The organism is Halanaerobium saccharolyticum (genome assembly GCF_004362045.1).
GTDB classification, from domain to species: Bacteria; Bacillota; Halanaerobiia; order Halanaerobiales; family Halanaerobiaceae; genus Halanaerobium; species Halanaerobium saccharolyticum_C.
The window spans coordinates 62,108-76,235 of record NZ_SNWX01000008.1 but is presented as its reverse complement, the minus strand read 5'-3'; the positions used below and the strand labels follow the sequence as shown (position 1 = coordinate 76,235).

Sequence of the window (14,128 nt, the reverse complement as noted above, 5' to 3'; positions counted from 1 at the left end):
TTATTTTTAATTTAGTGAAGGAGATTTTTTTTATTTAAAGAATATAATATTAAGAGATGAAATAAATATTTCTTAAGAGGTGGCGAAAGATGAAAAATAGAGATAATATACTAAGCAATATTAAAGCGCTGATCTCTTTTGACTTGATTTTGTTATTTATAAAAAGGGTTTATCAAAAATCTAAGGAAAATGATATTTTTATTCATGCTATGGGAATGGTCTATATAACAACCCTTTCGATTGTTCCTTTTTTAATCTTTTCTTTTTATATCATGACACTTTTTAATTTCTTTGGTAAAATTGATGCTATTGTTGGGCAAATTAAAACATTAATCTTAAATAATCTTGCTGCCGGCACAGGAGAAAGTCTAATTGATTATTTAGAACTCTATATTTTAAATGTTGATATTGAACAGCTGGGAATAATAAGTTTTCTCTCTTTAATTTTTATTATTGTCTTTATGCTGGCCCGGGTAGAAATGACTTTTAACAGAATTTGGAATGTTAAAGAACACCGTGATCTATTTAAACGCTTTGTCTCTTTCTGGACCTTTATTACTCTGGGCACTTTTTCTATAACTCTGCTTTTAACTTTAAGTCTTTTATTTGCCGAAAGATATCTTGGATTGTGGTTAAGTGGAGAGCAGATAAGTCAGAGCAGTATTTTTAGCTATATTTTATTTTCTTTCAATTTTTTATTTTTTATTATTGCATATTACTTTGTTCCAAATACAGCTGTTAAACCAAAAGCAGCACTTTTTGCTGGATTATTTAGCGGTGTTTTATTTGTTCTATCTAAAAATATATACAGTATCTATACAGCTAATATTATAACCTATAATCAGATTTATGGACCTTTATCTATTATCCCGATTTTTTTACTCTGGCTCTATCTAATCTGGTTAATTGTACTTTTAGGAGCTGTAATCTCTTATGTCTTCCAGCACCGTTCTGGTCTTAAATATCTGCTGAACAGGGAAAAAATTAATCAGGGGTTAAGAGATTTAATTCCAACTGCAATTCTATTAACATTATATAAAAATTTTCAAGATGAGAGCAAGGCACCTCTTTCCTTTGAAGATTTACTGGAAAAAATTAATCTTCCCGCTGAAGATATTGCTGCTGAAATTAATAATTTAAAGCAAAAAAATATTATTGCTGAAACTGAAGCTGGTAGATATCTACCTGTAAATAAGGCCGATAAATTTTCTGTCTGGGATAGTTATCAAACCAATTTTTTAGATGAAAAGTTTGAAATCAAAAATATTTTTAAGGATCAGGATATGCAAAATCTCTATAAAACAATTAAAGAAAAGGAAAAAAATAGTTTTAAAAAGATGAAATTTGTCGATTTTTTAAATTAATTACTGTAAAAGCTTTAAATTTTGTCTTATTTATGCTACAATTAGTGATTGTGTCAGGCATTATGCATTGAGGAGGAATTTAAATGGTTAAAAAAGCGAATAACAAAAATAATGATAACCAGAATGACAGTACTGAAGAAGAAAATGATTTAGATCTTTCCATACCTGATGGAGCCGGTATTGATGATTCCGTACGAGTATATTTAAAGGAAATGGGTAAGGTTGATTTGCTTGACAAGGAAGAGGAAGTTGAACTTGCAAAAAGAATTGAACAGGGTGATCAGGAAGCACGAGAAAAACTGACAGAAGCTAATTTAAGACTTGTTGTCAGTATTGCCAAAAAATATATAGGACAGGGAATGTCTTTTCTTGATTTAATTCAGGAAGGTAACAAAGGATTAATGAAAGCAGTAGAAAAGTTTGATTATACTAAAGGGTACAAGTTTAGTACCTATGCTACCTGGTGGATTAGACAGTCGATAACCAGAGCTTTAGCGGATCAGGCAAGAACTATTAGAATACCAGTGCACATGGTTGAAACTATGAATAAATTAAGAAGAATTGAAAAAAGACTTAAAAAAGATTTAGAAAGAGAACCTACCCTGGAAGAAATTGGGGAAGAAATGAATATGGAGCCGGAGAAAGTACTCGAAATTCAAAAACTGGCGATGAATCAGCAGCCTACTTCTCTGGATACTCCAATTGGAGAAGAAAAAGACAGTCATTTAAAAGACTTTATTGAAGATCAGGATGCACCTGCACCTGAGATGTTAGCTTCTTCTGAGCTTTTAAAGGATCAATTAGAAACCGTTCTTGATACTTTAACAGATAGAGAAAAAAGAATTATCAAATTAAGGTTTGGACTCGAAGATGGACGCCAGAGAACTTTAAAAGAAGTGGGAAGTCAGTTTGGAGTTACCAGAGAAAGAATTAGACAGATTCAGGCCAAAGCTTTAAGAAAACTGAGACATCCAACCAGAAGTAAAGAATTAAGAGGATATTTAAATAACTAGAACATTTAATGGGGCATCTATTTGGGCAATTTATTTAAAGTGATTTTATTTAAATAAATTAAAAAATTAAGGCTGAATCACTGTTGTTTTATTAGACAGTGACTCAGCCTCTTTTTTTGCTTATATTTAACTCTCAATACAATTATTTATCTTTATCAAAAGGAATAAAATATAACTTAAACATTAAATTTCTTAACTACATAAGCACTAATTACATCATATAAAAATTGAAGATTTTCATCCTCTTTTTCAAAATTCTGCTGCAGCAGCGGAATATCTGTCTGGATCATGGTAAAGAGACGATACAAGTCTGAATCATCTTTTTCTAACTCAATTTCAAATTCTTTTTTTAAAACAGAGACAAACAATTCGTAAATCTGATTGATCAAAACTTTGGGAAAGCGAATTCTATTAAATTTCTCTTTCTGCTCTTCTTCCCCAATTTCCAAATCATTCATCAGATAACGAAAAAGTTCCCTGACAATAGATTTTTTATTTTTCATTTCTTGACTGAGAACTTCCAGATAATTTACCAGATAATCTCTATCTAACTGCTGACAGTTATTTTTTAATATTTGATAGGTTTCTCGCCAGCTTTCTTCAAAAACATTAATATAAAGTTCCCATTTATTAGGATAATAATTATAGAGAGTGCCCACCGCTATCCCCACTTCAGAAGCAATTTTACGCATGCTCACATTCTGATAGGGATTATTTTTAAACAAAGCCAGAGCTGTTTTGGCTATTTCTTCATCTAAGTTTTCAATAATTTTCGGCATACTATCTTCTCCTCTAGTTAAGTAGTTAAGCATTTTCCTGTTCATACTTAAAATTTAATTTATGTTCAGGTTCAGCTTTTTCTTCAGCTTCCAGCTCTTTAATTTCCTGATAAACATAAATAAATAACAATCCGGTTAATAAAGCTGTCAGTCCATCTGCAACTGGCTGTGCCATAAATAATCCGCGCATCTCAAAACTGTTCGAAAGTAAAAAGATTGCCGGAATAAAGAATAATCCCTGTCTTGACAAAGATAAAATAGTTGCCGGTATACCGTGCCCTAAAGCCTGAAATAATGTATTGATTGTAATCGCAAAACCAAGCAGCGGCAAAACCAGAGCATAAAGCCTTAAACCTGCAGAAGCAATTTCTATAACTTCCGGATCTCTACTAAAAAAGCTTATTACCTGTTCGTTAAAGAAAAAGAAAGCTATAAATAAGATAATACCGAAAATTGTTGTTCGTTTGATAGTAATTTTAATTGAATCTTTAAGTCTCTGTATTTTTCTGGCCCCAAAGTTAAATCCTGCTATTGGCTGAAATCCCTGAGTAAAACCTGCAATTACAAAAAAACCAAACGAAAATACTCTATTGATTATTCCTACAGAAGCAACCACTGCAGCCCCATAGACAGCAGCCATATTATTTAGGAGGGTCATTGCAACACTACTTAACAGCTGTCTGATTAAAGTTGGAATCCCAATTTTCATAATTTCAGTATAAATTACAATTGAAGGATTGAATTCCCTAATTTTAAAATCCAGTACACTTTTTTCTGATTTATAAAAGGCAAGCAGCATCACTGTAGAAACTGCCTGAGCAATAACAGTAGCTGTAGAAGCACCTGCAATACCCATATTGAAAGTGAAAATTAAAATTGGATCTAAGATAATATTTAAAACAGCACCAGTACTTAAAGCAATCATACTCATTTTGGCACTGCCCTCTGCTCTTACCATATTGTTCATATTCATATTACTCATTGTAAAAATGGAACCAACAATAATTATTGCAGTATAATTAACTGCATAGGGCATAATTACATCTGTCGCCCCAAAAAGTCTGAGTAAGGGTCTCAAATAGTAGAGACCTCCAGCGGCTGTGACAATTCCTATAATAAAAGTTGTAATAATCGAAGTCGTAGAGACTCGATTGGCCATCTTTTTATCATCTTCACCCAGCAGACGGGAGATAAAAGAAGCCGAACCAATACCAAAGGTTAAACCGATAGCTGAGATTGCCATAAACAACGGGAAAGCTATCGTTACAGCCCCAATGGCCTCTGTTCCTATTCGCCCCACAAAAATTGTGTCAACTATATTATAGACTGCGGTTACCAGCATCCCAATTATTGCCGGAATAGACATTTCTGTTAATAATTTAGGAATAGGCGTTTCTGCTAATTTTCTAGTTTTTTCGTCTTTATACATTTCTAGACCTCCAATTAATTTTATGAATGATGTTCATTAAATCATAAAAAAACTTTATGAATTATGTTCACTATAATAAATTATAATATATTTTATTCACAAAGTCAAATATTAATAAATTGTTTTATTTATGATTTATAAATATAAGAATCAATATTTTATTGCATAAGTTCTCTTCCTGCCGCTGAATTAAAAAACATAAAATTAAAAGCTAAAAAGATAACTGAACCAGTAACAAAAATATAACTAACTGGTACAAGCTTAATAAACAATGATGAGATTAAAAGTGCTATCGGGACAACAATTTTAATTATACTCATTTTAACACTTAAAACTCTACCCAGTATATTGGGAGGGACTATTTTTTGAATTATTACATTTGCCGGCACATCTATCCAGGCTACAGATATTCCACTTAAAAACATTAAAAAACTGTAATAACTTACTATAAAATTTGAGCCGGGAATATCTTTAAAAATAATAATTGGTAAAGCAAAAGCTGTGACACCAACTGCAGAAATATATGCAATATTTTTAATTAAAATATTATAGCTAATTTTGTTCATTATTTTTTCGGTTAGTAAGGCTCCAGTAATCATTCCAACTGGAAATGCCGCCTGAATAATTCCATATTTATCAGGATCAATTTTCCAGATTGTATTCATTAAATATGGCAGCGGAACAATTAAAGTAAAGTTGAAAAAGAAATTTAAAGCAATAAATATATAAACTAGCGATTTTAAATTACTGGAACGAAAAATATAATAAAATCCTTCTTTTAATCTGAAAATAAAAGTGTCAAGACTTTTTTCAATTTCAGTCTCCTCTTCTGGCTGCCTGTTATACTGATAATCAATAAAATATTCTATTAGAGCAGAAATCAAAAACGAAATAGCATTGATTAGAATAAAACCTTCTAAATTAATAAAGCCATAGATCACTCCCCCCATTAGTGGACCTAAAATATGAGACAGAGATTCTATTACCCTCGCCTGAGAATTAATTTTTATTAAACCTGATTTTCTGACTAAACTGGGTTTGGCAGATTCTATAGCAATATCAAAAAATACTGTTAATGTTGTCATTACAAAAGTACTGAAATAAAGAAGATAAAGATTCAAAGAAAAATTAGTAATAATTAAATAAATTATTGAAAGAAATATTCCATTAATCAAATCAGATCCCACTACCAGAATTTTTTTATTAAACTTATCTGCTATTACACCGGCAATTGGATTAAATAAAACAACCGGCAAAGTATATAAAGCAAGATTAAGGGCAAAAGAAAGAGCTGAAGAAGTAGTTCTCAACAAATAAAGACCAATCACGAAAGCATAAATTGCAGAACCAAATAAAGAAATTGTTTTACCTGATAAAAATAGTATTAAATTTAAATTCTCTCTCTTCTCACTTTTAACTTCCAGCTTTTTTTCAGCTTTATTTTTAGCAGCTCTATTTTCTTGATAATTTAACATTTTTATTACCTCCTCTTATTTTCTAATTTAATTATAAAGTGTGGAGGTAACACAAGTGCAAGAGGCTATAAATTTTTTTTTAGAATTATTTTTTGCAAATCTGGAGTTAACTCTACTTTTTAGTTTCTATTTCTTAGCCTGCACCTGATAGGAATATATTTGATCTCCAATTTGAGCAAATTCTTCGTATTTACCCATTGATGTATCAATTTTTTTTATTTCAGATTTATATTCATCTAAAAACTCTAAACCCATTTCTTTTAATTTAAGTCTAATATTAGAATACATAAAGTAATCTCTATATTCTCTGTCAACTATATTTTTTTCTCCAAACTTATGATAAATTATAAAAATAGCTGTCATCATAAAATGATCTTTTAAATATTTGGAAAGTAAATCCGGCAAAAACCCCTGATTATGAAAAGAAAAATTAGAAATTCCGGAAAAATCGATTAAATAGTCAATGTTATTTTCTTTTAGTGGTAAATTTGGTAATTCTGCTGTTAAGAAAATAACTTCAGGTCCAGCCGGTGATAGTTCTAATAATGATTTAAGATATCTATTCAGTTCAGAACTATGCTCAACACAGATATAGGTAGTATCTGAAGGCAGCTGATCATAGATATTTCTTAATAAAAGTCCATAACCTGAACCAGGTTCTAAAATTACTTTGTTTTTTAAATCAGCAAAGTTAATTCTATTTTTTAACCATTCCAGGCTCTGATATGATTGATCCATAAATTCAGAATCAGTCTGCTGAATATAATCTGTCACATGAAAAATCGGATCTGTTTCAAATACTTCTTCCTGATTTTGCTGCTCATAAACCTCTTTTGTATATAGGACACCTTCTTTTATTAAAATCTTTTCGCCACAGCTGCAGTTAAGGCTGCCCAGGTGAATTCTATTATTTTCAATTTTTTCTGCTGATAATGACAAATTAGAGCCGCAGGCTGGACAGGCAAAAAGATCGAGCAGATTTAAATTTAAACTGAGATCATTCTGCTTTTCATTATTTTCTTCTTTCAGCCTTTTAAGATGAATATTTAAAGCTTTTTTTGCCCTTTTTAATTCCATGATTCTCTTTTCTATTTTTTTGAGTTTTTCCTGGTAGAGATTTTGATAATAGCTATTTTTCTGATAATTGCTCAACCTGCCAATTCTTTTAAAACTTAAAATTTCTTTAATCTCCTCTAAGGAAAATTCCATCTCCTTTAATTTTAGAATCTCCTCCATATCGTTTTGATCTTCCTGATCAAATTCATAATGCCCGCCAACTTTCTGGGGATTAATCAGATTTAATTTCATATAATAACGAATAGTATCATAGCTTAAATTAAATTTATTTGAAAATCCTTTGATTTTCATTTAAAATCATCCCTTTTAATAAAATAATATTGGCTATATTAAAATATTCCAAATTGAAACCTAAAGCAATTTAGATAATAAAGTAATTAAGCTGCTGTAATAAACACAGCAGCTTAAATTATTATAAATGATATGAAACATTTATTTTGCAGCCAGAGAACCCATTGGATCCCATGGTTTTAAGACAACTGGTTCTTTTTGATATGATTCAAGGTCACTTTGACTTAGATATTTCTTATTAATAACTACTTCATAATTGAACTCTTTAAACCAGTCATTACTCATAATGAAAAACCCATCTTCACCAACTTTTTCACCCCAGCTATTTTGTACCTTCCAGCTGAGAGGTTCTGCATCTTTAAGGTTTACACCGGTAAAAGCCATTGCGTGGGTTAAAATACTTTCCCCATACTGCAGGCGCAGTCCTTTGTCTAAAGTGAATTTGGTATCTAAAACTTCCTCATAATTGAATAGCTCTGTATCCATAATTCCTAAATCTCTATCAGACCACTGACCAACATCACAGCCAAACCAGACAGGTTCACCATCTTTTATCTGGGCAGTACTGTAATCAATCAATTTATCAACCGGCAGATTTAAATAGTGAATCTGCTGGCCTTCTTTAACATTACCTAAAAATTCAACTGTATAAGTTTGATCAAATGGTTTATCATTAGTCGGAGCGTTAATAATACTCACATAATCAGTCATCTTAACCTTAGAATACTTATTGTAGAATTCTTTAGGAGTCAAGCCACTGTCTCGGAAAAATTCCCCATCTTTATCTTTATACTCAAAATCAAATTCCTGTGGTGGCTCTCCTAAAAAGTAAGCCAGTATAGAATATATTTCTGCCAGCATTGTTTCTTTTTCTTCCCTTAAACTTTCCTTATCTGCGCCTAATTTAAAATCTTCCCGCAGAGTTTTAGCTAAATCTCTTAATTTTAAACTCAAGATTTTATTCAGGTAACGGGAATTACTGCTGTGATATGTTTCGGGCATTACATATTTAGGTACAATACCATATTTTTCTATTAAGGCGGTAAACATATCCCACTGACCACCGTCATTTGTAGGCTCATTTAAAAGCCACATTACTCTGCGGCTGTCAATTTCTAACTCAACTGTTGAGATAATATTTTCTAAAAAGTAATTAGCCTTCTCCAGTTTGTCCCAGAACATTGTATAAGACTGAGATAACTCAAAATCATGATCTTTAATGTTTAAGTCTTTAGAGATGCTGTAGCGAATATTATTTAAAGCTGCAAACATCCAACAGCGGCCACTTTTTTTCTGATTGGTGACTTTACCTACATCAATCTCTTCAGAAAAATTATAGTGCATTTTTTTAACAGATTCATTGTTTAAAGCAGTATCATTAATTCCATTTTTGATTACTGCATTAGCTATAATTTTACTGTTTTCTCTCTTTTTAAAATAATTCGAAAAAGACTTGAGATTATTTTGATCAATACTATTTCTATTCATTTTTAATTCCTCCCATTGGAACTTTCAATTTCATTTGTCATTAATCTTAGAAAATAATGGATTACTAAAGACCACAGGCTAAAACTCCTATGGCCTTTAATATTAAAACTAATAATATTTTTTAACTATCTAATTGTACATTTTTCCTCATTTTTAAGTGACTTATAGGCAGGACGAATAATTTTATGATCACTGACCAGCTGCTCAATACGGTGTGCACACCAGCTGGCAACTCTGGCAGTGGCAAATAAAGGTGTAAATAATTCCTCTGGAATGTTTAATAGCTGATAAACAAAGCCAGAATAAAGATCTACATTAGCACAAATCTCGCAGTCATCTCCTCGCTGCTCTTTAAATATTTCCTTTGTCAATTTTTCAATATTATCATATAGTTCAAATTCTTCCAATTTTCCTTTGGCCGCTGCCAGTTCTTTCGATTTTTTCTTTAAAATTACGGCTCTGGGATCACTTTTGGTATAAACTGCATGTCCCATACCATAGATTAAACCCTGCTGGTCAAAAACTTCTCCCTTTAAAATCTTTTCTAAATACTGTTTAAGTTTAGACCGATCAGAATAATCATTAAGGTTTTCCCTAATATTCTCAACCATTGCTTTTACCCTTAAATTAGCCCCTCCATGTTTGGGACCTTTAAGACTTCCTACAGCTGCTCCTACAGCAGAATAAGTATCAGTTCCACTGGAAGAAACAACATGAGTTGTAAAGGCTGAATTATTACCTCCACCGTGTTCTGCATGTAAGATCAATAATAGATCAAGAGTATCTTTTTCTAACTTAGTGTAATCATTATTTGGCCTGATCATATGTAATATATTAGCAGCAGTTCCCAGACCATCTGTTGGATTATGCAGGTATAAACTTTTATCATCAAAATAATGAGCTTTAGCCTGAAATCCATAAGAAATAATAGTTGGAAATCTGGCTATTAATTTTAAACTCTGGATTAAAATCCGATCAATTTCCAGACAATCAGGCTTTTCATCATAAGAATAAAGAACCAGTATTGCCCGCTGCAGTTTATTCATTACATCCCGACTGGGACTTTTCAAAATTGTATTTTCAGTAAAATGAGGCGGTAATTTTCTAAAGCCATCCAAAATAGTATTAAATTTTTCCAATTCCTCTTCACCTGGCATTTCCCCGAATAATAAAAGGTAGACAATGCTCTCGAAACCAAATTCACCGGTGTTTTTTACCAGCTCCTCAATTTCTATATCTCTATAAAATAACTTGCCTTCAATTGAAGTTTTAACACCATCACAGTAAGTATAACCGTGCACTGAACCAATTTTAGTAAAACCAACAACTACTCCAGTCCCATCCGAATTCCTCAAACCCTGCTTGATATCATACTGTCGATAATATTCTTTATCAATCTTATTGACTCTTTTAACCTTTTCGGCTCTATTTTCCAGCCAGTTCTCCTTTAAATCTCTAATTAACCAATCTTTAGTTTCCACATTCTCACTCCTCAATTCTCTGCTCCTAAAATTAATTGATATTAAAAAAATAAGACCCGCTTTTGCAAACGGGATTTTTCTATTTTAAATTAAATATTATTTTCTACCCGGATCACACTTTTAACCTCTATCACATCATCAAGCATTTTAATCTGAGCTAAGGATTTATTTAAATCTTTTTCCTTAACTGAATGAGTAATAAATACCAGTGGTACCACCGGATTATCCTTCTGCTTCTGCAGTACTGAAGCAAGACTGACATTATTATCACCAAATATTTTAGCAATATGAGCCATCACGCCTGGTTCATCTTTGACTTCAAAACGTAGATAAAAGCTATTTTCTATTTCATCAATTTTCACAACATTACTTTCCAAAAAGGAGTCCATTCGCTGAACTTCCCGCTGATTATGGTTAATATCTTTGGCGACCTGAATAATATCTGCTGTTACAGCACTACCAGTAGGCATCTGTCCGGCACCACGGGCTGTAGACATTACCTGTCCCACTGCATCACCATGCAGATACACACAGTTATAGGTGCCATTAATCATGGCCAGAGGATGATCCTCAGGCACAAAAGCCGGATGAACTCTGACATCTAATCCTTCCGGGGCATTTTTGGCAATTGCCAGCAGCTTAATAACATAACCCATCTCCTGAGCCAGTTCTATATCAGCAATATCAACATCCCTAATCCCTTCTACATGAACTTCTTTAACATCGACAAAACGTTCAAATGCCAGTGAAGATAAAATAGTAATCTTATAAGCAGCATCATGACCATCAATGTCTGAACTGGGATCAGCTTCAGCAAATCCAAGTTCCTGAGCATTTTTTAATGATTCAGCAAAATCCTTTTTTTCCTTACTCATATCTGTCAAGATGTAATTGGTAGTCCCATTTAAAATACCATATATTTTTTCAATTCTATTTGCTGCCAGAGAGTTCTGCAGAGGACGAATAATCGGCAGACCACCGGCTACACTTCCCTCATAACAGACTTGAACATCATTTTCATCTGCTTTTTTAAAAATTCTCTTTCCATATTTGGCAATTACCAGCTTATTAGCAGTAACAATGCTTTTACCATTTTCAATAGCCTGAATTATGTAATCATAGGCAGGCTGTTCTCCCCCAATTAGTTCGACCACAATGTCAATTTCCGGATTATTTATGATATCTTCAACATTATCTGTTAATAAATTTCTAGTAATTTCAATATCCCGTTCTTTTTCAAGATTATTAACAAGAACCTTTTCTATTTGAACTTCAGTCCCAACTTTATTCTTTATATTCTCAGCATTCTTCTCCAAAATCTTTACTACTCCACTACCAACTGTACCAAGTCCTAAAATTCCTATTTTAAGCAAAATTATAACCTCCTGTAGTCTTATATTGCTTGCTTCTATCTTCTCTTTTATTAAACATTATATCAAGGAGTAATTAACTTGTCGACTTTTTGAGAAAATTTATTGACGAAATTATACCACAGCCTTAAAATTAGATTATAACAGCAGATTTAGAATTCAAAGAAGTCAACCAGGTAATCAAACTATTTTAATTCCTTAAATCAACTATATAAAAGTTGAATTTTTAATATCAATTCTAAAAAACTCTTCTCATAATAGAGAAGAGTCTTCAGAATAAATATTTGATAATTTCAATTAGAATTAAAAACTAAAAAATTTGAGAAATGTTCTAATTACACTGGCTCCACCAACTGCAGTACCAATAACACTGCCCAGATTAGCTAAGATCACAATTAAAAGAATATGAGTAACTTTATTAGTATAAATTTCTTTAATACTAATTCCTTCCGAAAGTTTCTGAAAATCCTTAACCTTTGGTTTTTTAAGATAAGCTTCTGCAAGTCCGGCAAACCACCCTGCCGCCAGAGCAGGATTTAAAGAACTTATAGGAGCCACAATAAATGCAGTTAAAATAGTTAAAATATGTCCCCTACCTAAAAGCACCCCTAAAGCTGATAAGGAACCATTCCAGATAATCCAGGCTTTGGTAACTTCAATTCCTGCACTTATATTATTAATAAAGCTGACAATAATAATTACTAAAATAACTGCCGGAATTCCCCAGGAAAAAATCTTACCCCATTTGGCTTTAGGAGGCAGGACAGTGATTTTACTTAGATCCTGTTCTTTATAAATTTCTTTTTTTACACCGGGTACATGGGCTGCTCCTAAAACTGCCACAATTTTATCACCCGGAGCATTTTTAATCTTATTTGCTAAATATTGATCCCTCTCATCAAGTAAATACTTTTTAATCCCTGGAAAAGATTTACCCATCTGCTCCAGCATCATATTTAGGGCATCACCATTTTTCAGTTCGTCCATCTCTTCTTCAGTTATCTCTTCATCAACAAATAGCATAGAAATAATCTGGAAAATCAATTTAAGCTTCTCCCAGAGTCCAAGACCTCTCCAGACTCTCTTAAAAGTAATCTGAATATTTCTATCAGCAAGTACCAGTTCAGCCTCTACTTCTTTGGCAGACTCAATCCCCTGCCGCATTTCCTGACCGGCACTGATCCCCAATTTTTCGGCCATCCGACTCTGAAAAGAACTGATGATTAAATTAACCAGTAATAATAAGGATTTCTTTTCTTTTATCACCTGGAAAATGTCCATTTCACTCCATCTATCTTCGTCATTTATAGAACTGAATCTCTGTTCATCCAGCTCAACACAAACACTATCAGGTTCTTCGTTTTCAATAACCTCTTTAACCTGTTCTGCACTTTTTTTGGAAATATGTGCAGTTGGAATTAAAATTATCTCTTTACCTTCGTATTCAAGTCTCTGAATATTGTCTTCACCCATAAAAACAGCTCCTTCTATATATTCTCTCATTTATTTATTATATCACTTATGAATGATTTATCAAAAAAATTTATTGGTAAAAAAATCGTAAATCCTGTCCGGCAGCAGCCAGCGGAAAAATAAGATTAATTTTGCATGGGCTGGTACTGCATATCTTGCTTTAGGATTAGAGCTTTCTGCTGCCCTGATAATTGCCGAAGCAACAACCTCTGGTTGAGCAGCCAGTCCACCTTCTCCATACATATTTTTATATTTTGAGGCCTTCCGCTGAGCCTGTTTTTGATAAATACCTTCTCCCGAAGTTTTAAGTAGATTTTCTCCGGCTGTTTCGGCCCAGTTAGTCTCAATTGCTCCCGGCTCAATTAAAATAACATCAATTCCAAATTCTCTTAATTCATTTCTAAGGCAATCACTTAAACCTTCCAGAGCAAATTTGCTGGCATGATACCAGCCGCCAAGTGGAGTCCATATTTTCCCAGCAATTGAGGATATGTTGATAATTTTTCCTGTCTGATTTTCTCGCATTCCCGGGATTACTAACTTAGTCAATTCAGATAATCCAAACAGGTTTACTTCAAACTGTCTTTTTGCTTCTTCCAGTGCTACTTCTTCTATCGCTCCATAGGCACCATAGCCAGCATTGTTAATTAAAATATCAATTTTTCCTTCTATATCTAAAATTTTCTGCACACATTTTTTTCTCATCTCTGCTTCAGTAATATCCATAATTTGATAGTGTCCATCGGGATACTCACTCAAATATTTAAGTTTTTTTTCAGTTCGCGCAGCTCCATAAACTATATATCCCTTATTTAAAAATTTTTCTGCTGTTGAACGGCCAATACCACTGGAAGCACCTGTTATTAAAACAACTTTTCCATTCACAAT

Annotated in this window: 11 protein-coding genes; 2 read left to right on the top strand and 9 right to left on the bottom strand. The window is 32.5% G+C overall.

The annotated features are described in order from the left end of the window. Nucleotides 1-89 precede the first annotated feature (89 nt). Nucleotides 90-1,364: a YihY/virulence factor BrkB family protein gene (locus DFR79_RS07020; RefSeq protein ID WP_133514790.1), complete on the top strand. Its 1,275-nt coding sequence runs from the start codon at nucleotides 90-92 to the stop codon at nucleotides 1,362-1,364. A gap of 83 nt (nucleotides 1,365-1,447) precedes the next feature. Then, entirely contained in the window at nucleotides 1,448-2,377 is a 930-nt protein-coding gene (rpoD, locus tag DFR79_RS07015) for an RNA polymerase sigma factor RpoD (RefSeq protein WP_133514789.1), read from the top strand. A gap of 176 nt (nucleotides 2,378-2,553) precedes the next feature. Here the strand turns inward: rpoD and DFR79_RS07010 are convergent, their stop codons facing one another. The 9 genes from DFR79_RS07010 to DFR79_RS06970 all read right to left on the bottom strand — a co-directional run bounded on the left by DFR79_RS07010 (nucleotide 2,554) and on the right by DFR79_RS06970 (nucleotide 14,125). After that, nucleotides 2,554-3,156, bottom strand: coding sequence for a TetR/AcrR family transcriptional regulator (locus DFR79_RS07010; protein ID WP_166637997.1), 603 nt, complete (start codon nucleotides 3,154-3,156; stop codon nucleotides 2,554-2,556). Nucleotides 3,157-3,181: 25 nt separating this feature from the next. Next, nucleotides 3,182-4,585 (bottom strand): MATE family efflux transporter, encoded by a 1,404-nt coding sequence (locus tag DFR79_RS07005; protein WP_133514787.1) that lies wholly within the window; start codon nucleotides 4,583-4,585, stop codon nucleotides 3,182-3,184. Nucleotides 4,586-4,743: 158 nt separating this feature from the next. After that, complete coding sequence (locus tag DFR79_RS07000; protein ID WP_133514786.1) at nucleotides 4,744-6,060, bottom strand: MFS transporter; 1,317 nt, start codon at nucleotides 6,058-6,060, stop codon at nucleotides 4,744-4,746. A gap of 126 nt (nucleotides 6,061-6,186) precedes the next feature. Then, entirely contained in the window at nucleotides 6,187-7,428 is a 1,242-nt protein-coding gene (locus DFR79_RS06995; RefSeq protein WP_133514785.1) for a MerR family transcriptional regulator, read from the bottom strand. A gap of 141 nt (nucleotides 7,429-7,569) precedes the next feature. Beyond that, nucleotides 7,570-8,916 (bottom strand): aminopeptidase C, encoded by a 1,347-nt coding sequence (locus tag DFR79_RS06990; RefSeq protein ID WP_133514784.1) that lies wholly within the window; start codon nucleotides 8,914-8,916, stop codon nucleotides 7,570-7,572. A 125-nt stretch (nucleotides 8,917-9,041) separates the two neighbouring features. Beyond that, nucleotides 9,042-10,397: a citrate/2-methylcitrate synthase gene (locus DFR79_RS06985; protein ID WP_133514783.1), complete on the bottom strand. Its 1,356-nt coding sequence runs from the start codon at nucleotides 10,395-10,397 to the stop codon at nucleotides 9,042-9,044. Between the two features lie 89 nt (nucleotides 10,398-10,486). Beyond that, the gene (locus DFR79_RS06980) at nucleotides 10,487-11,770 is read right to left on the bottom strand and encodes a homoserine dehydrogenase (RefSeq protein WP_133514782.1); all 1,284 of its coding nucleotides are present in this window, start codon (nucleotides 11,768-11,770) and stop codon (nucleotides 10,487-10,489) included. A gap of 300 nt (nucleotides 11,771-12,070) precedes the next feature. After that, nucleotides 12,071-13,240 (bottom strand): TraB/GumN family protein, encoded by a 1,170-nt coding sequence (locus DFR79_RS06975; protein WP_133514817.1) that lies wholly within the window; start codon nucleotides 13,238-13,240, stop codon nucleotides 12,071-12,073. A 60-nt stretch (nucleotides 13,241-13,300) separates the two neighbouring features. Then, nucleotides 13,301-14,125 (bottom strand): oxidoreductase, encoded by an 825-nt coding sequence (locus DFR79_RS06970; protein ID WP_133514781.1) that lies wholly within the window; start codon nucleotides 14,123-14,125, stop codon nucleotides 13,301-13,303. Nucleotides 14,126-14,128: the final 3 nt, after the last annotated feature.

Bases quoted from the DNA above. Each gene is read 5' to 3' on its own strand.
- DFR79_RS06995 (WP_133514785.1), bottom strand. From the start codon at position 7,428: ATGAAAATCAAAGGATTTTCAAATAAATTTAATTTAAGCTATGATACT.
- DFR79_RS06990 (WP_133514784.1), bottom strand. From the start codon at position 8,916: ATGAATAGAAATAGTATTGATCAAAATAATCTCAAGTCTTTTTCGAAT.
- DFR79_RS07010 (WP_166637997.1), bottom strand. From the start codon at position 3,156: ATGCCGAAAATTATTGAAAACTTAGATGAAGAAATAGCCAAAACAGCT.
- DFR79_RS07000 (WP_133514786.1), bottom strand. From the start codon at position 6,060: ATGTTAAATTATCAAGAAAATAGAGCTGCTAAAAATAAAGCTGAAAAA.
- DFR79_RS06975 (WP_133514817.1), bottom strand. From the start codon at position 13,240: ATGGGTGAAGACAATATTCAGAGACTTGAATACGAAGGTAAAGAGATA.
- DFR79_RS07020 (WP_133514790.1), top strand. From the start codon at position 90: ATGAAAAATAGAGATAATATACTAAGCAATATTAAAGCGCTGATCTCT.
- rpoD (WP_133514789.1), top strand. From the start codon at position 1,448: ATGGTTAAAAAAGCGAATAACAAAAATAATGATAACCAGAATGACAGT.
- DFR79_RS07005 (WP_133514787.1), bottom strand. From the start codon at position 4,585: ATGTATAAAGACGAAAAAACTAGAAAATTAGCAGAAACGCCTATTCCT.